The 16,852-nt window shown below is 63.2% G+C and carries 16 protein-coding genes; 10 read left to right on the top strand and 6 right to left on the bottom strand.

Annotation, left to right across the window (positions count from 1 at the left end):
- The first annotated feature begins 55 nt into the window (after nucleotides 1-55).
- The gene (locus ACVIGB_RS33940; protein WP_456719390.1) at nucleotides 56-352 is read left to right on the top strand and encodes an Hsp20/alpha crystallin family protein; all 297 of its coding nucleotides are present in this window, start codon (nucleotides 56-58) and stop codon (nucleotides 350-352) included.
- An 80-nt stretch (nucleotides 353-432) separates the two neighbouring features.
- On the opposite strand, the gene ACVIGB_RS33945 is transcribed toward ACVIGB_RS33940, so the two are convergent.
- From ACVIGB_RS33945 to ACVIGB_RS33960, 4 genes are all read right to left on the bottom strand, one after another.
- Nucleotides 433-549 (bottom strand): DUF2474 domain-containing protein, encoded by a 117-nt coding sequence (locus tag ACVIGB_RS33945; RefSeq protein WP_456719389.1) that lies wholly within the window; start codon nucleotides 547-549, stop codon nucleotides 433-435.
- On the bottom strand, nucleotides 549-1,553 hold the full coding sequence (gene cydB / locus ACVIGB_RS33950) for a cytochrome d ubiquinol oxidase subunit II (protein ID WP_456719388.1): 1,005 nt from the start codon (nucleotides 1,551-1,553) through the stop codon (nucleotides 549-551). The genes ACVIGB_RS33945 and cydB overlap by 1 nt, the downstream gene beginning before the upstream one ends.
- A 5-nt stretch (nucleotides 1,554-1,558) precedes the next feature.
- Complete coding sequence (locus tag ACVIGB_RS33955) at nucleotides 1,559-2,971, bottom strand: cytochrome ubiquinol oxidase subunit I (RefSeq protein ID WP_456719387.1); 1,413 nt, start codon at nucleotides 2,969-2,971, stop codon at nucleotides 1,559-1,561.
- Between the two features lie 150 nt (nucleotides 2,972-3,121).
- Complete coding sequence (locus ACVIGB_RS33960) at nucleotides 3,122-5,386, bottom strand: FdhF/YdeP family oxidoreductase (RefSeq protein WP_456719386.1); 2,265 nt, start codon at nucleotides 5,384-5,386, stop codon at nucleotides 3,122-3,124.
- A gap of 355 nt (nucleotides 5,387-5,741) precedes the next feature.
- On the opposite strand from ACVIGB_RS33960, the gene ACVIGB_RS33965 reads away from it, so the two are divergent.
- The 4 genes from ACVIGB_RS33965 (at nucleotide 5,742) to ACVIGB_RS33980 (ending at nucleotide 8,478) form a co-directional block, all read left to right on the top strand.
- Nucleotides 5,742-6,638: a bestrophin family protein gene (locus ACVIGB_RS33965; RefSeq protein WP_456719385.1), complete on the top strand. Its 897-nt coding sequence runs from the start codon at nucleotides 5,742-5,744 to the stop codon at nucleotides 6,636-6,638.
- Nucleotides 6,639-6,771: 133 nt separating this feature from the next.
- The gene (locus tag ACVIGB_RS33970; protein WP_092122137.1) at nucleotides 6,772-6,963 is read left to right on the top strand and encodes a hypothetical protein; all 192 of its coding nucleotides are present in this window, start codon (nucleotides 6,772-6,774) and stop codon (nucleotides 6,961-6,963) included.
- 293 nt (nucleotides 6,964-7,256) lie between these two features.
- The gene (locus ACVIGB_RS33975; protein WP_092122139.1) at nucleotides 7,257-7,466 is read left to right on the top strand and encodes a hypothetical protein; all 210 of its coding nucleotides are present in this window, start codon (nucleotides 7,257-7,259) and stop codon (nucleotides 7,464-7,466) included.
- Nucleotides 7,467-7,563: 97 nt separating this feature from the next.
- Nucleotides 7,564-8,478, top strand: a complete 915-nt coding sequence (locus ACVIGB_RS33980; RefSeq protein ID WP_456719384.1) for a DUF5996 family protein — start codon at nucleotides 7,564-7,566, stop codon at nucleotides 8,476-8,478.
- Nucleotides 8,479-8,589: 111 nt separating this feature from the next.
- On the opposite strand, the gene ACVIGB_RS33985 is transcribed toward ACVIGB_RS33980, so the two are convergent.
- Both ACVIGB_RS33985 and ACVIGB_RS33990 read right to left on the bottom strand, forming a co-directional pair.
- Nucleotides 8,590-8,784 carry a hypothetical protein gene (locus ACVIGB_RS33985; RefSeq protein WP_342725785.1) on the bottom strand — a complete coding sequence of 65 codons (195 nt, stop codon included), beginning with the start codon at nucleotides 8,782-8,784 and terminating at the stop codon, nucleotides 8,590-8,592.
- 177 nt (nucleotides 8,785-8,961) lie between these two features.
- Nucleotides 8,962-10,569, bottom strand: coding sequence for an AMP-binding protein (locus ACVIGB_RS33990; protein WP_456719383.1), 1,608 nt, complete (start codon nucleotides 10,567-10,569; stop codon nucleotides 8,962-8,964).
- A gap of 197 nt (nucleotides 10,570-10,766) precedes the next feature.
- Here ACVIGB_RS33990 and ACVIGB_RS33995 point away from each other — a divergent pair, with 197 nt between their 5' ends.
- The 5 genes from ACVIGB_RS33995 (at nucleotide 10,767) to ACVIGB_RS34015 (ending at nucleotide 16,789) form a co-directional block, all read left to right on the top strand.
- Nucleotides 10,767-11,360, top strand: a complete 594-nt coding sequence (locus ACVIGB_RS33995; RefSeq protein WP_456719382.1) for an N-acetyltransferase family protein — start codon at nucleotides 10,767-10,769, stop codon at nucleotides 11,358-11,360.
- Nucleotides 11,361-11,605: 245 nt separating this feature from the next.
- Nucleotides 11,606-12,955, top strand: coding sequence for a DUF3100 domain-containing protein (locus ACVIGB_RS34000; RefSeq protein WP_456719381.1), 1,350 nt, complete (start codon nucleotides 11,606-11,608; stop codon nucleotides 12,953-12,955).
- 22 nt (nucleotides 12,956-12,977) lie between these two features.
- Nucleotides 12,978-14,147 carry a M20 aminoacylase family protein gene (locus ACVIGB_RS34005; RefSeq protein ID WP_456719380.1) on the top strand — a complete coding sequence of 390 codons (1,170 nt, stop codon included), beginning with the start codon at nucleotides 12,978-12,980 and terminating at the stop codon, nucleotides 14,145-14,147.
- Nucleotides 14,144-15,544 (top strand): L-serine ammonia-lyase, encoded by a 1,401-nt coding sequence (locus tag ACVIGB_RS34010; RefSeq protein WP_171948205.1) that lies wholly within the window; start codon nucleotides 14,144-14,146, stop codon nucleotides 15,542-15,544. The genes ACVIGB_RS34005 and ACVIGB_RS34010 overlap by 4 nt, the downstream gene beginning before the upstream one ends.
- A gap of 171 nt (nucleotides 15,545-15,715) precedes the next feature.
- Entirely contained in the window at nucleotides 15,716-16,789 is a 1,074-nt protein-coding gene (locus ACVIGB_RS34015) for an AraC family transcriptional regulator (RefSeq protein WP_456719379.1), read from the top strand.
- The last annotated feature ends 63 nt before the right edge of the window (nucleotides 16,790-16,852 follow it).

Here is a 16,852-nt window from a genome sequence, read left to right on the forward strand (position 1 = left end):
ATTTTGACATGGCGACGGGGTGATCGAGGCAGTCTCGTAACCGCACAGTCCCCGCATGCTTGACCTTGACGTGTACGAAGACGAACGCGATGTGGTGGTCATTGCCGACCTGCCTGGCCTGAGCGAAGACGAGATCGAGGTCATGGTCGACGGTGAGGTGCTCACCATTCTCGCCGAACCAAGCCAGGGACGGCACAAGCGGGAAGGCCGTTGTCGCGTGGGACGCTCGTTCAGATTTTTGAGCGTGATGCGGTTGCCATGTTCGGTCGACCCCGATCGAATGCGCGTTGATTTCGATGATGGCGTGCTGACGGTGCGGCTGCCGAAGCGAAAAGCCCGAGAGCAGAGCTGAGCGCGACGCGATCCGGCCGAGGATCGCTGACCGGTTCGACGTTACGCCGCCGCCTGATTGCTTCTTCCGTTGGGGCGACGTCAGCCTGTCAGGACGAGGCGGATCAGGCCGGCGACCAACCCGAGCGCGATGACGCTCGCGCCCCAGATCGCGGCCATCCAGGCGAGCCGTTGCCAGAGCGGAAGCCGGTTCTCCATCAATGGTATCCGTGAACGCCGGCCTTGCCGCGGAACACCCAATAGGCCCAGCCCGTATAGGCGAGGATGACCGGGACGATGACCAGCGCGCCGACCAGCATGAAGGACTGGCTCTCGGGAGGCGCGGCGGCATCCCAGATCGTTACCGCGCGGGGGACGACATAGGGATAGATGCTGATGCCGAGACCGAGGAAGCCGAGCAGGAACAGCGCGAGTGCCATCGCGAAGGGCAGCCGCTCGAAATCGCGCTTGAGGCCCCAGAACAGGGTCGCCGCACAGATCGCGACCAGCAGCGGCACTTGCGCCGTGAGCAGCACACCGGGTAGCGCAAACCAACGCCGCCAGTAATCGTAATGCAGGAAAGGCGTCGCCGCACTCACCGCCGCAAGCGCAGCGAGCGTCCCGAGACCGAGCCAGAAGGCGAGGCGGCGCGCGTGGCGCTGGCTCGTTCCTTCCGTCTTCCAGATCAGCCAGGTTGCGCCCAGCAGGGCATAGCCGATGACGACGGCAATCCCGGTCAGCAGGCTGAACGGGCTCAGCCAGTCGAGCCAGCCGCCTGCATAGGCGTCGTTCTCCACACGGACGCCCTGCAATATCGCGCCGAGGGTGATGCCCTGTGCCAGTGCTGCGACCACCGAGCCCAGCGAAAAGGCCATGTCCCACAGCGCGCGATGGCCAGCGTCTCGCCAGCGGAATTCGAACGCGACGCCGCGGAAGACGAGGCCGAGCAGCATCGCGATGATCAGGGGATAAGTCGCCGGGAGAATGATGGCGTAGGCCAGCGGGAAAGCTGCGAACAGCCCGCCGCCGCCCATCACGAGCCAGGTCTCGTTGCCGTCCCACACCGGCGCGATCGAGTTCATCGCCTGATCGCGCTCGTCGCCGACCGCGAAACTCGGGAACAGGATGCCGATGCCGAGGTCGAAGCCGTCCATCACGACATAGGCCATCACCGCGAAGCCGATGATCGCCGCCCAGAAGATGGTGAGGTCGATGCTGATCATGGCGTTTACTCCCCCGCCGTCAGCGGCGCCCCGACACCTGCCGCCGGTGTGATGCCGGCCGCGCGCTGCGGCAGGTTCGGCAGCTCCGGCTCCTTGCGCTCCGGCGGCTTGGCCATCAGCCGCAGCAGATAATAGGTGCCGGCCCCGAACGCGCTGAAATAGACCAGCACGAAGGCGACGAGCGAGGCGGCGACCGCGGGGGCAGCGAGTGGCGAATGCGATTCCGCGGTCCGCAGCAGGCCGTACACCGTGAAGGGCTGGCGGCCGACTTCGGTCGTGACCCATCCGGCGATCACGGCGATGAAGCCGGCCGGTCCCATCGCAACCGCGACGCGATGCAGCCAGCGCCAGTCGTAGAGCCTGCCGCGCGCGCGGGCGAAGAGGCTCCAGAGGCCGACACCGAGCATCGCAAATCCCAGCGCCACCATGATCCGGAACGACCAGAACACGATATGTGCAGGCGGCCAGTCCTGGCGCGGGAAGTCGGTGAGGCCCTGAAGCGGCGCATAGGGATCATGCTTCAGGATCAGCGATCCGATGTGAGGTATCAAGACTTCGTAACGGACGCGCGCCTCGTCATTGCTCGGCAGGCCGAACAGGATCAGTGGGGCGCCGTTCGGACTCGGCTGATAGTCGCCCTCCATCGCCAGCACCTTGGCCGGTTGATGCTCCAGCGTGTTGAGCCCATGCGCGTCGCCGGCCAGGATCTGGATCGGCGCGACGATCGCGGCCATCCACATCGCCATCGAGAACATCTTGCGTGCGCCCGGATTGCTGCGGTCCCTGAGCAGATGCCAGGCGCCGACGGCGCCGACGACGAAGGCAGTGGTGAGATAGGCCGCGATCACGGTATGGACGAGGCGAAATGGAAAGCTCGCGGTAAAGATGATCGGCAGCCAGGAGTCGGCCGGCACGAACTGCCCCTTGGCGTTGATCGCAAAGCCCGCGGGCGTCTGCATCCAGCTGTTCACCGCGATGATCCAGGTCGCCGAGATCAGCGTGCCGAGCGCCACCATGCAGGTCGCGAAGAAATGCAGGCCCTTGCCGACCTTGCTGATGCCGAACAGCATGACGCCGAGGAAGCCGGCTTCGAGGAAGAACGCCGTCAGCACCTCATAGGCCATGAGCGGACCGATGATCGGTCCTGCCTTGGTGGAGAACACCGACCAGTTGGTGCCGAACTGGTAGGACATGACGACGCCCGACACCACGCCCATGCCGAACGTGACCGCGAAGATCTTGAGCCAGTAGCGGTAGAGATTGGCGTAGACGCCTTCTCCTGTCTTCAGCCAGAGCGCCTCCAGCACCATGAGGTAGCTTGCGAGTCCGATCGAGAAGGCCGGGAAGATGAAATGGAAGGAGACGGTGAACGCGAACTGCGCACGCGCCAGGATTACCGGGTCGAGTTGCCCAAGCAATGTTGCCTCCCTATGAAACCGAAGTTCTCCGCAATCCGTGGAGTCGCCCGCTAGAGCTTCGGTTCTGATTGAATCAGAGCCGAAGCTCCAGCTTTTCGTATTGACGCGCTTTCTTCACGCGAACCGGTGCCCACTTCGCCCGAAAACGCTCTACGCGACGACACGAACCGGAATGGATTTGGCGGCCGGCGTGCCGCTGATCTTGTCGTAATATTCGAGCGGCAGCAGCGGGTTCAGCTCGGGATAATATCCCGCGACCGCGCCGCGCGGCATCGGATAGTCCAGCACCGTGAGACCCTCGACCCGGCGCCGCACGCCGTCATCGCTGATCGTCTCGAGGGCGATGCGCGCGCCCGAAGCGAGCCCTCGCGCCGCCCGGTCATCGGCGTTCATGAACAGCACCATCCGGTCGTTGTAAACGCCGCGATAGCGGTCGTTATAGCTGTAGATCGTGGTGTTGAACTGGTCGTGCGAACGAACTGTCGCCAATCGCAACATCGCCGGATCCGAAACCGGAGCATTGACCTCGAGGCCGGGCATCAGTAGGAAATTGGCCTTGCCGTTGGGGGTCGGCCAGACCAGCCGGCGCGGCGGCACGTCGAGGTGGAAGCCCTGCGGGCGTTTGATTCTCTCCGAGAAGTCGCTGTAGATCTCGGGATAGACCTCCGCGATCTTGTCGCGGATCAGACTGTAGTCTTCGATATAGCTCTCCCACGGAATCTTGCTGTCGGGAAGCGTCGCGCGCGCCATCCGGCAGACGATCTCGACCTCCGGGAGCAGATCGGAGCTTGCCGGCGCCAGCACGCCGCGCGATGCCGTGACGGTGGACATCGAGTCCTCGATCGTGACGAACTGCTCGCCGGCCAAGGTGTAGATGGCCTCGGACCGCGCGACCACCGGCAGGATCAGCGCATCACGCCCGTGGACGAGATGTCCGCGATTGAGCTTGGTGTTGATGCCGACCGTCAGGGCGAGCTTCCTCATTGCCGCGTACGATCGCTCGGTATCGGGGACCGCACGGACGAAGTTGCCGCCCATGCCGATGAAGACCTTGGCCGTGCCGTTCTGCATCGCATCGACGGTCTCGACGGTATGGTGGCCGTGTCCGCGCGGCGGCTCGAAGCCGAAGACGTCGCTCACGCGGTCGAGGTAGTCGTCGGTCGGCTTCTCGTCGATGCCGACGGTGCGGTCGCCCTGGACGTTCGAATGGCCGCGGATCGGCGCGATGCCGGCGCCGGGCTTGCCGAAATTGCCCTTGATCAGCAGCAGATTCACGACTTGCTGAAGCAGCCGCGATCCTTCCTGGTGCTGGGTCAGTCCCATTCCGTAGCAGATCATTGTTGCCCGGGAGCGCATGTAGATCTCGGCGCAACGGCGGATCTGTGCCTCCTCGATGCCGGAAATCTCGACAATGTCGGGCCACGACTGGGCCAGAACGTCCTGTCGGACCAGATCGAACCCGACAGTGTGCTCGCGGATGAAGTCGTGATCGAGGACCGTCTCGCCCTGCGCTTCGCGCTCGAACATCACCTTCATCATGCCCTTGAACAAGGCAAGATCGCCGCCGATCTTGATGTGAACGAACTCGCTGGCGATCGGGGTCGATCCGAAGGTCGCCATCTGAATGACATCCTGCGGCTCGGTGAAGCGGATCAGTGCGCGCTCCGGCATCGGATTGACGGCCACGATCGGCACGCCGCGCTTTCGCGCCTCGACCAGATTGGTCATCATGCGCGGAGAGTTGGTGCCGGTGTTCTGCCCGATCACGAAGATGGCTTCGGCGTGCTCGAAGTCTTCCATCACCACGGTGCCCTTGCCGACGCCGATCGAGGGAGGCAAACCGCGGCTGGTCGGCTCGTGGCACATGTTCGAGCAGTCGGGAAAATTATTTGTGCCGAATGCGCGGACGAAGATCGAGTAGAGGAACGCCGCCTCGTTGGGCGTGCGTCCCGAGGTGTAGAATTCCGCGTGGTGCGGGCTCTCCAGCGCACGCAAATGATCTCCGATCATCGCAAAGGCTTCGTCCCACTCGCATGGCACATAGCGATCGGAAACCGCGTCGTAGCGCATCGGTTCGGTCAGGCGGCCCTGCATCTCAAGCCAGTAGTCCGACTTCTCCATCAGTTCGGACACTGTGTATGTGGCGAAGAATTCTCGCGTGACCCTTCGCTTGGTCGCCTCGAACGCCAGCGCCTTGGCGCCGTTCTCGCAGAACTCCAGCGTCTTCTTGCAGTCAGGATCGGGGAAAGCGCAGCTCGGACATTTGAAGCCGCCGGGCTGGTTCATCGCCAGCAATGCGCGCGATCCTTTGGTGACGACACTCTGCTCGAGCAGCACCTTGGCGGTTGCGCCGGCTGCGCCCCAGCCGCCCGCAGGATGATGGTAGGCCTTGTAACGAGGCTTGTGGTCGGTCATTGCAAGCACTCCCCAGTCATCCGCGATGCCGGAATTAGATCACGCTATCATATTGATTTCTATGGACATTTTGTCCTTTTGCGCGGACAAAATGTCCGGCGTTAAAAGCCGATCGCGCTCTAAGTGACTGACTGGACTTCATTCCGGAATTGGCGCGGAGGTTGCTTCAGTACGCCCGGTTGAATCGGGGAGACTGCGTGAACCACCAATCGTCCATGTCGGAAGGTCGCTTCCGACGATGTCCAAATTTGATCGTGGCGACCGATGTACTCGGCATCGCCGGTGACGATACGCGCGCGACGTCAGGCTCGAGTTGCAATCTCGAGGAGGGCTCCTGCGTGCCGCGGAGGTCGACATGATTGTGCGCTCCAAGCCCGGCTTCAGGGACATCGTGTTTGCGGTCAACGGCTCGATCCTGCCGCGGATCGCGCCGCATCTGGTCGCGATTGCCCTGATCAGCGTGCTGGCAGTGCTCGCCGCAATGGAGCATCCGGGCATTTTTGCGCGGATCAGCGCCGTTCCCTTCACGCTGATCGGCATCGCGCTATCGGTCTTCATGAGCTTCCGCAACAGCGCCTGCTATGAGCGCTGGTGGGAAGGCCGGGAGCTTTGGGGCAAGCTGATCATCGCCTGTCGCTCGTTCGCGCGTCAGACCTCCACCCTCGATGATGACGAGCGGCGCGTGCTGCTCCGCGGCCTGTGCGGCTTCTGCGCCGGACTGGCAGCCCGCTTGCGCGGTGAGGATGAACTGGCGGCGATCGGACATTGGCGCGACATCGATGCCGCGTCAGGCGGGCCCAACCCGACCAATACCGTGCTCAACCAGATCGGAACACAATGCCTGACATTGATGAAGCGGGACCGGATTGAGCCGATCCACTATTCCGTCCTCGAGGGGCAGCTGAGCGCGCTCTCCGACGTGCAGGGCGGATGCGAACGCATCGCATCCACCCCCGTGCCGTTCGCCTATTCCCTGCTGCTGCACCGGACCGCCCTGATCTTCTGCGTGACGTTGCCGTTCGCGCTTGCCGGATCGCTGGACTGGTGGACGCTGCTGCCAGTCTTGCTGGTCGCATACACCTTCTTCGGCCTCGACGCGCTCGGCCACCAACTCGAGGATCCGTTCGGACTGGAGCCGAACGCTCTCCCGCTGGACGCAATGCGGCGCATGATCGAGCGCGAGATTCTATTCCTGCTCGGAGAGCGGGATCTTCCGGCGCCGATCGAGGCGCGTGACAATGTGCTGAAGTAGGCGGAACCTCCGATCCAGGCAGGTCAGCGCGAGCTTCCCTTCGATCGCGCAACGCCTCGACCTTCATATGATGGTTGCCGTGGCATATACTGAATGAGCCTATCCGAGTGGGATTGAGGTCCAGGAGGTCCGTATGAAGATGAATGAACTCGCCGACGCGCTCGAAAAGATCGACGAGGATGCGTTTGCCTCGTTCCTCCTGGAGTATGAGATCACGCACGATGACGGACCCGAGGCCATGAAGACGATGATCGTCGAGGCGCTTCGGTTCGCGGATGCGCACGGCTTTCAGGCGCCCCGGCCGCCGCTCGACGAGGCCGATTAGGCTCGGGACAGATTCATGCGCAATGGAGGTGCCGGGCGCGTGGCTCACAAAAGCGTGCGCGGGGCAGGTGAGGCATCGCCGATGGACAGCCTGTCCTCAACGGAACGGACAAAATGTCCGTCGTCGCCAGCCGTCTCGCTTCCAAGCCATTGACATTGTTTCTGTGCCCAAGTTGGCGCATTCTTTGCCATCAGGACTTTCGATGCTCCGGCGGATCGGAAACTCCTGCTGGTTCGAACAATCCGGTAGAGCGCAACGTTGAACGTCATTGATAGCGACAAGGAGGAACCTCAATGTCCAAGGATCATGACAAAGCCTCCCACGGATCACAGGACGCACGGCGGCACAAGATCGACCATCAGACCCGAAACGAATGGCTTCACAGGGACGCCGGCCTTCAGGCCTTGTGGCAGGCCTCCGGCATGTCGCGAGACGAGTTCATCCAGCATAATGAAGGTGTCATCGACAAGGTCATTGCCGATAACCTCGACGCGAACCGCTAACCGGAAGCGGCACGTTGGAAGAGGCTATATGGCGACGAATGTTCGCTGAGTCGATCCTGCCGCCAGGCCGTCCAAGTGCCTTGTGTGAGGACACGCCATGACTGCTGACAAGAGCACTTCCGATTTCTGGCCGGCCCTTTCCTGCTCAGCCTTCGAGCCGACGCGAAATCTTCTGCACATGGCGTTACAGGCCGTCGGCAAGCTCAAGCTGGCCGAACCGTTTCAGGCGCAGTGGGCCGAGGTGCCGTTGTGGCTCAGCGCGAGAGGGCTGACCACCGGCCCGATCCGCTATGCCGGCGGCGTTTACGAGGTCCGCGCGGACTTCATCTCGCACGAGCTGCAGTGGCTCACGAGTTCGGGCGCATCGGGACAATTGCCGCTGGGGCCAACATCCGTTGCCGCTCTCGTCGAGGCTCTGCTCGGTCAGCTGCGGCATGCCGGCATTGACGCTTCAATCACTCCCTTGCCGCAGGAAGTACCCCTTCGGATCCCCTTCAATGAGGACAAGGAAGTGCGCCCGTACGATCGCGACCTGGTCAACGCGTGGTGGCGCATCCTCCTCAGCACGCAACGCGTTCTCCAGGTCTTTCAAGGCCGGTTCACGGGCAAGACGCAACCCATCGGCCTGATGTGGGGGACGTTGGACATTCGCGTGGTGTTCTACAACGGCAAGCCCGTCACACCCGCGCAAGATATCGGCTTCATTCGACGCAATGCGATGAATGCGGAGTTGATCGAGATGGGGTGGTGGTCGGGCGATTCCTCCTATCCAAGGCCCGCGTTCTACTCCTTCACGTACCCGCAGCCGAAAGGCATCGAGAACGCCAAGGTCGCTCCGGCCGCGGCCCGCTGGGACGCCGGCATGGGCGAATTCCTTCTCGACTACGATGACCTTCGCCAGTCCGGTGATCCCGAACGAGACCTGCTGAGCTTCCTCGTATCCACCTATCACGCTGGCGCAACCGCTGCAGGGTGGGATTCCGGGCTGTTGGGTGGCGGCCGGCCGGAGTGACACGCGACCTTGCACCCACAACCGCTCGTGTATCACGACGGCGTGTTGGAGGCGAAACGCCAGACTTCGGCAGTAGCTCAATTGGTAGGTTTTTCTGCTCAGGTGGCCGCATCAGTCCGCGACCTTATCGAAGTCGCACGCCATGAGTGCGGTTTCGGCCAGGCTGACGATGTCCACCCGCAGATCCGTGGTGGTCCCCTGACCGATAATGCCTTGTAGCGTCAGTTCTCCTGTGAGCGCTTCGATCATCCGTTTCATGCGTCGCTGGTACTTGATGCTCGAGCATTCGTTGTCGTGACTGAACATGTCGCAGGCTGCAATTTGCTCTTATCGATGAATCGCCGGGATCCAAAAACGACATGTCCAATGGACATCGATTCCCGAAAAGGTGCTGTCGGACCAAATTGGGAGTGATTTTGGGACATGGCCGATCGGGATTTCTGGCTGGCGCCGTCGGCCGGTCGGGGCAAGTTCGCTGCAGCGTTAGTCCTTGAGCAACCGCCGCAACAGCTTGCCGGCCGGTGAGCGCGGCAACTCGGCAACGAAGCTGACATCGCGCGGTACCTTGTAAGGCGCCATGTTCTGGCGCGCCCATGCCACGAGCTGGGCGGTGTCCAGTTCGGCACGCGGGACCAGGACGATGAAGGCCTTGACCACCTCGCCCTTGGTTGCGTCGGGCGCGCCGATCACGGCTGACGCCGCCACGTCGGGGTGCTTGTTCAGAATCGATTCGACCTCTTCCGGGAAGACGCTGTAGCCGGAGACCTTGATCATCTCCTTGAAGCGTCCCATGAAGGTCAGATAGCCCTCGGCATCGAGGCGGCCCATGTCGCCGGTGTGCAGCCAGCCATTGCGCAGCGCCTCCGCGGTCGCATCAGGACGATTGCGGTAGCCCTTGAATACGCCCGGGCCGCGGATCACGATTTCGCCCGGGACGCCGGCTGGCTGGTCTGCGCCGGAGTCGGGATCGACGATCCGGATCTCGTTGCCGGGCACCGGCCTGCCATGGGTACCCCAGCGTATTGCGTTGCGCGGCATGAAGGTGTCGACCGTGTGGGTCTCGGTCAGCCCATACGCCGCCTCGAAGCTCTCGCAGTTCGGCGCGACGGCCTGCCACTGCCTGGCAAGCGCTTCGGTCCAGTCGATACCGAAACTGGTCACGGGATTGACGCGGAGGCTCCTCAATTCGAAGTCGGAAATGTTCGGGAGCTGCGTGATCGCGACGTTCATCGGCGCCACGCTGTACCACCAGCTTACCTGATAGCGGTCGATCGCTTGTGCCGTCACGAGCGGATCGAACCGGTACAGCAGCACGGACGTCGCGCCGGCGTAGACCGGAGCATTCACGCCCATCACCATGCCGGCGATGTGATAAAGCGGCGCGATCGAGAGCAGGACGTCATCGGTGCCGATCCCGTTGCAGTTCACGGTCGCGGCCGTCTTGAAGATGACGTTGCGATAGGACAGCATCGCCCCCTTGGGCCGGCCCGTGCTGCCGGACGTGTAGATCATCAGCGCCGTATCGTTCATGTCGATCGCGACATCGCGCGGCGCCGCGCCGCTTGCAGCGACGGAGAGGAAGTCCTCAACTTCGCCGGCCGTACCGGCCGGCTCGGAGCCGGATGCGAGCAGCTCATCCGGAATACCGATCGGTGGCCGTTCGGGCAGCAGGTCCGGGTAGCGGACCACGAAGACATGCTCGAGCTTCGTCTTGTCGCGGACCTGACCTACGATCGGCAATAGTGGTTCGGCCGCGACGATCACGCGCGCGCCGAGATCGTCGAGCTGGTAGGCGAGCTCGTGCTCCTTGTTCAGCGCCCCGCAGGGCGAGGCAATGGCGCCGATCTTCTGGATGCCGTATTGCGCCATCAGATATTGCGGGCAGTTGTTCATGAACAACGCGACCGGCTCGCCTTTGGCGACGCCGAGCTGTTGCAGGCGCGCCGCGAATGCATCACTCGCGCGGTCGAGCTCGAGGAACGTGATGGCGCGGCCATACCAGATGCAGGCCGGTTTCTCTGGCCGCTCACGGGCATGCCTTCGCAGTATTTCGTGCAGCGGTCGTTCGAGGGTGTCGTTGGAAGCGCTCATGGTCATTGTCGCCAGGCTTATGTGCTCATATCGAGACGGAAAGGTGCAAACGGGCCGTTTCAGGAGTTATATTAGGACATTGGTACACCCGGCTTGCTTGATCTGGCTCCTGCGTGCAGGACAGGCGGAAAGAGCGCTGCGATCCTCGCAAGGTGGTTGCGGCGAAGTCTGGATTCCGGATTGAGTGAGCGATCTGCATGAGGAACACCAAGATGCGATCCTATCCGCGTCGCGTCAACTTCGAGAGCGGGGACGTCGAGTTTCGGTTGATGGGGCCTGCCGACGAGGCCGCCGTCCTGGAGTTTGCCAACGCGCTTGCCGTGCACGACATGCTGTTCCTGCCGCGGAATATCCGCGAGCCGAAGGTGCTCTCGGCATGGCTCAAGGAGATCGAGCGCGGCTCGATCGTCAGCCTGCTGGTGGTCAAGGACGACATCGTTGTGGGGTGCGGCACGATCGTGCGGGACCCCATGTCGTGGTCGGCCCATGTCGGCGAGATCAGGACCGTGATCGCCTCGCATGTGCGCGGCACCGGCATCGGACGGGCACTTTCCAATGAGGCGTTTGACCTCGCGCTGTCGATGGGCCTGGAACGCCTGACCGTACAGATGACGTCCGACCAGACCCGCGCGATCGCGATTTTCGAAGCACTCGGCTTCCGCGCCGAGGCTCTGTTGCGCGACCAGGTGAAAGACCTTCAGGGCAAGACGCACGACATCGTGGTGCTTGGCGTCAACGTGGCGGATGTGCAGAAGCTCGAACCGGGCGGCTCGTCCGGAGCGCTCGACTAGCACGGGGGACTAGCCGAGGAATGGCTTCGCCGTCCTCGCACCGTTCGCATCCATGACGGCAACGGTCGCGGTCATGCCGGCTTTTGCGGGCCGGATCTTCGTCCCGCCAGTGTTGCAAAAAATGCAACAAAGACTGGTCGACACGATCATTGATGCAAGATGCTTTCTCCCCGATGCTGCGCGGGCAAGTTGGTTCACCGTTCACCGCATTGCCTCGCAATCATTTTCTGGAGGTGTCCAGCATCATGACGTCGACCTCTTCGCCTTCCGCAGACCTGGCCGCCCAGGCGGTCAATCCCGCAAGCACCGGCAAGCTCACGCTGTTCGTTGCCGTTCTGATCATCGTTGCCGTCGCCGAGACGGTCGGGATCGTCCAGTTCCAGATCGGACCGGGCAAGGTGCTGCTTCAACCGATGGTGTGGGCGCTGCTGATTGCGGCCGCATGGGGCCTCTCAGGGCGTTATCTGCCTGCCGCCACGCGGATCGGGCCCGGCCTGCAGACCTATGCGGGACAACTGCTCAACGCAGGCCTGCTGCTCTTCGTGATCAAGATGGCATTCACGGTCGGCGGCGCGCTGCCGGAGGTGCAGAAGGCCGGCTGGGCGTTGATCTTCCAGGAGCTCGGGCACACCTTCGGGACGCTCGTCCTCGGCCTGCCGATTGCGCTCCTGCTCGGGGTCAAGCGCGAAGCGGTCGGCGCGACCTTCTCGATCGGCCGTGAAGGCAACATGGTGATCATCGGCGAGAAATACGGCATGAACTCCGCCGAAGGACGCGGCGTGCTGGCCGAGTACATCACCGGCACCGTGCTCGGCGCGCTGTTCATCGCGCTATTGGCCGGCTTTGTGGCAAGCCTGCACATCTTCGATCCGCGGTCGCTTGCGATGGGCGCTGGCGTCGGTTCGGGCAGCATGATGGCGGCCGCGATCGGCACCATCAACGGCCACAGTCAGCCCGAGATGGCGAAGGAGCTGATTGCGATCGCCTCGGCGGCGAACCTGATGACCGCCGTTCTCGGCTTCTACTTCGCCTTGTTCTTCTCGCTGCCGGTGTGCTCCTGGCTGTATGACAGGCTGGAGCCCGTGCTCGGCCGGTTCTCGAACTTCTCGTCGGGAAACCTCGGGCCCTCGATCGCCAGCGCCGGCGAGACCAAGCACGGCACGTTCGGCTTCTCCGACTCGCTGCTCGCCTGGATCACCGTTGCGGGCGGCGTCCTGATCGGCAATTCGCTTACCTACAAGGTTCCGCTGCTGGAATCGGGCGCAGGTCTGCTGGTCGTGCTCGCGGTCGTGCTGCTGGTCGACGTCCTTGCCCGTCTGCTGTCGAAAGTGCCGCACATCCTGATCCTGGTCGTGGTCACCACCGTGCTCGGTATTCCCGGCCTGCTGCCGTTCTCCAACGCGATGATCGGCTCGGTCGACAAGCTGAACTTCCTGGCTTTCACGACCCCCGTGCTGACGCTCGCCGGCTTCTCGGTCGCCAAGGATCTTCCGATCTTCAGGAAGCTGAGCTGGCGTATCGTGGTGGTCTCGCTGACGGCCGCTTCGGGCACGTTCCTCGGTGCGACATTGATCGCCGAATTCTTCCATCGCTAACCAACGACAGGTGGACCAACGCATGTCAAAGAAGTTTGGAATCGCCGACGATATCTGTGCCCGGATGCTGGATTGGCGTCATGATATCCATGCCAACCCGGAAACCGCGTTCCAGGAGCACCGCACCGCCCAGCTCGTGGCCGATGCGCTGATGGAGATGCAGATTCCGGTCCATCGCGGCCTCGGCGGAACCGGCGTGGTCGGAACGCTGAAGAATGGCGATGGCCCGACGATCGTGCTGCGCGCCGACATGGACGCGCTCGATCTCCAGGAACTCGGGGACCGCGTCCACAAGTCAACCCGCGCCGGCAAGATGCACGGCTGTGGCCATGATGGCCACACCACAATGCTGCTTGGGGCTGCCGTGCAGCTCGCCCGTCACCGGCCGTTCCGCGGCACCGTCCATTTCGTTTTCCAGCCCGCCGAGGAGAATGAAGGCGGCGGCAAGAAGATGGTCGAGGAAGGGTTGTTCAAGATGTTTCCCGCCGACGCGGTCTACGGGATGCACAACATTCCGAATATCCCGCGCGGAAAATTCGCGATCCGGACCGGCATTGCGACGGCCTTCCTCGATACCTTCGAGATCGTGGTGACCGGGAGCGGTTGTCATGCCGCGACGCCGGAGAGGGGCATCGACCCGATCCTGGTGTCGGCCGATCTTGTCTCCGCGCTACAGGGCATCGTGAGCCGTCGCATCGGCGCAATGGACGCCGCTGTCGTGAGCGTTACCCAGATCCACGGCGGCGACACCTGGAATGTGGTGCCCGAAACCGTTACACTACGTGGCACGGTGAGAACGCTGGACGCCGAGATACAGGATCAGGTCGAGGCCGCCATGAAGCAGGTGTGCGCCGGCGTGGCGCAAACCCATGGCGCAAAGATCGATCTGAGCTACATGCGAGGTTATCCGGGGGTGATCAACACGCCCGCGGAAACCGATGCCGCCGCGTCGGCAGCCGCAAACCTCGTCGGCGTCGAACAGGTGCAAACCGACATCAAGCCAGCGATGGGATCGGAGGATTTCGCCTTCATGCTGCAAGAGCGCCCGGGAGCTTACATCTGCATCGGTGCGGGCGAGACCGCCAACGATCCGCCGTTGCACAATCCATATTACGATTTCAATGACGCCATCCTGCCGCTCGGCGCCGCCTATTGGGTCGAGCTGGTAAAGCAACAACTGCCTGCTGCCTGATGCTTTCGGTCTTCGACATATTCAAGATCGGCATCGGCCCCTCGAGTTCGCATACGGTGGGGCCGATGCGGGCGGCCGGGCAATTCGTCCGCGCGCTCGAGCGGGATGGGCTTCTTTCGAGCACGGCGCAGGTCCGCGCCGACCTCTATGGCTCGCTGGGCGCGACCGGGCGCGGGCATGCGACCGATCTCGGCGTGATCCTCGGTCTGCTCGGCGAAAAGCCCGATACGGTCGATCCGGCCCAGGTGGCGCCGCAGCTTGCGGATATCCGGCGCTCCGGCGAGTTGCGGCTGCTCAATGTTCACCCGGTCCCGTTCCGGCGCGGGCGCGACATCATCTTCCAGCCCGACAGCGCGCTGCCGGAACACCCCAACGGGATTCGTCTTGCGGCGTTCACGGCCGACGGCAGTCTGCTGGCGGAGCGCTATTACTTCTCGATCGGCGGCGGGTTCGTGATCGAACGTGGCTTGGGCGACGTGGCTGGCGGCGCGGGCGGCGAGCTTCCGGTTTGGCCGTATCCGTTCGGAACCGGCGCCGAGCTGGTCGCACGCGCTCAGTCGAGCGGGCGCTCGATCGCCGACATGGTGCTGGCCAATGAGTGCGTGCATCGCACCGACGCCGACGTCCGTGCCGGCCTCCTGAAGATCTGGGAGACGATGAAGCAATGCGTCGACCGCGGCTTCGGGATCGACAATGCGGGCGCGGCTGAACCGCTGCCTGGGCCGCTGAACATTCGCCGTCGCGCGCCGGCTCTCTATCGCGAACTGTCGGCCCGCAACAGCGATACCGAGAGTGTCGATCCACTGGCGGCGATGGATTGGGTCAACGCCTTCGCGATGGCGGTAAACGAGGAGAATGCAGCGCGCGGACGGATCGTGACCGCGCCGACCAACGGCGCCGCCGGCGTGATCCCGGCGGTGCTGCACTACTACGTCAAGTTCTGTCCGGGCGCGACCGACGACGGCGTCGTTACCTTCCTGCTCACCGCGGCTGCGATCGGCATGCTCTACAAGGCGAATGCCTCGATCTCCGGCGCGGAAGTCGGGTGTCAGGGCGAGGTCGGCGTCGCTTGCTCGATGGCCGCAGGCGGCCTGACGGCCGTGCTCGGCGGTGCGCCGGCCCAGGTCGAGAACGCCGCCGAGATCGGGATGGAGCACAATCTCGGTCTTACTTGCGATCCGGTTGGGGGCCTCGTGCAGATCCCTTGCATCGAGCGCAATGCGATGGGGGCCGTCAAGGCCATCAACGCCGCCCGAATGGCACTGCGTGGCGACGGCAAGCACTATGTCTCGCTTGATGCCGTCATCAAGACGATGCTGCAGACCGGCGAGGACATGAAGTCCAAATACAAGGAGACGTCGCTGGGCGGGCTCGCGGTGAATGTCGTGGAGTGCTGACCAGAAGCACGGCGGCGCCGACGGAATACCTCGCGACCGAATTCGGCATCGCTGGATACGACCCGCTGCGCGCTGCCCGTTGCTGGGGATAGGGGTAGCCGGCCAGCTGCCGCCAGCATTGCGAATGATTTCGATTTAAGCAAGACTCCAAGCCTAGGGAGGAATACGACCATGAGCGCTGGAAGGCGTCTGCGAGACGCCGTGCCGGAATGTCAATTGCCGCCGGATTTCGACCAGCATGTGTATTCGGCGCAGTTGATTGCTGCCATCATCGCCGAGCTCGGCAGGCAACAGGTTCGATCGTCCGTGGCGCTGGCGGGCACCGGCTTGACCGAGGATCAGCTCGAAGCTCACACGACGCGTATCTCGTACCGGCAGATCGACATCGTGGTTCGCAATGCATTGCGGCTGTCGAACGAACCGACCGTTGCACTCAATGCCGGACAGCGCATGCGGGTGACGGCGCACGGAATGTACGGATATGCGTTGCTGAGCAGCGCGACCTATGACGATGCGCGCGCATTCGCCAATCGATACCTTCGGGTCGTTGGCCCGCTGTGCGATGCGAAATACTCGTATGACGGCGCGGCGGTCGTCTGTGCGTTCGAGCCGTTGCATTGGCCGAATCCGACGCAGGACGTGCATCGCTTTGCAGCCGAGTTCGCCCTTTCGTCGCATTTGACAACGATGAAGGACCTGGCGGGCGAGTCATTCCGCTTCTCGCAGATTTCCCTCGCCTATGGCGAACCGGCGCATGCCCGCGCCTACCAGGTGATCTTTGACTGCCCGGTCTTGTTTCGCCAGCGCGGCAACGAGTACAGGTACCAGCTGTCGCAGGCCGACGGGCCGGTGGCGTTGGCCGATTCTCGCACCCACGGAATGGCGCGCGAGATGTGCGAGCAGGTGTTGTCCGAGGTCAATCATGCGGGCGGGATCGCCGCCGATGTCAGGCGGGTGCTGATCGAGCAGCCCGGCAGGTATCCGAACATCGAGGCGATCGCCGAGAGGCTCTCGATGCATCCTCGCGCGCTGCGGCGGAGGCTCGAAACGGAAGATACATCATATCGTGAGCTGCTCGCCGAGGTGCGGACGCGGCTTGCGATCGAATATCTGCGCAAGACCGCGATGACCAACGAGGAGATCGCGAACCGGCTGGGCTATAGCGACGCCGCCAACTTCCGGCATGCCTTCATCCGCTGGACCGGGAAGAGCCCCTCCGACTTCCGGGTCTCTTCGCCGATGTGAAGACCGTGCGGGCAGGACGGCGCCGCGTCTGGCCGTTCGTTACGTCGCGCTGTCCATAAGTCA

It is taken from the genome of Bradyrhizobium sp. USDA 4341, from assembly GCF_054063755.1.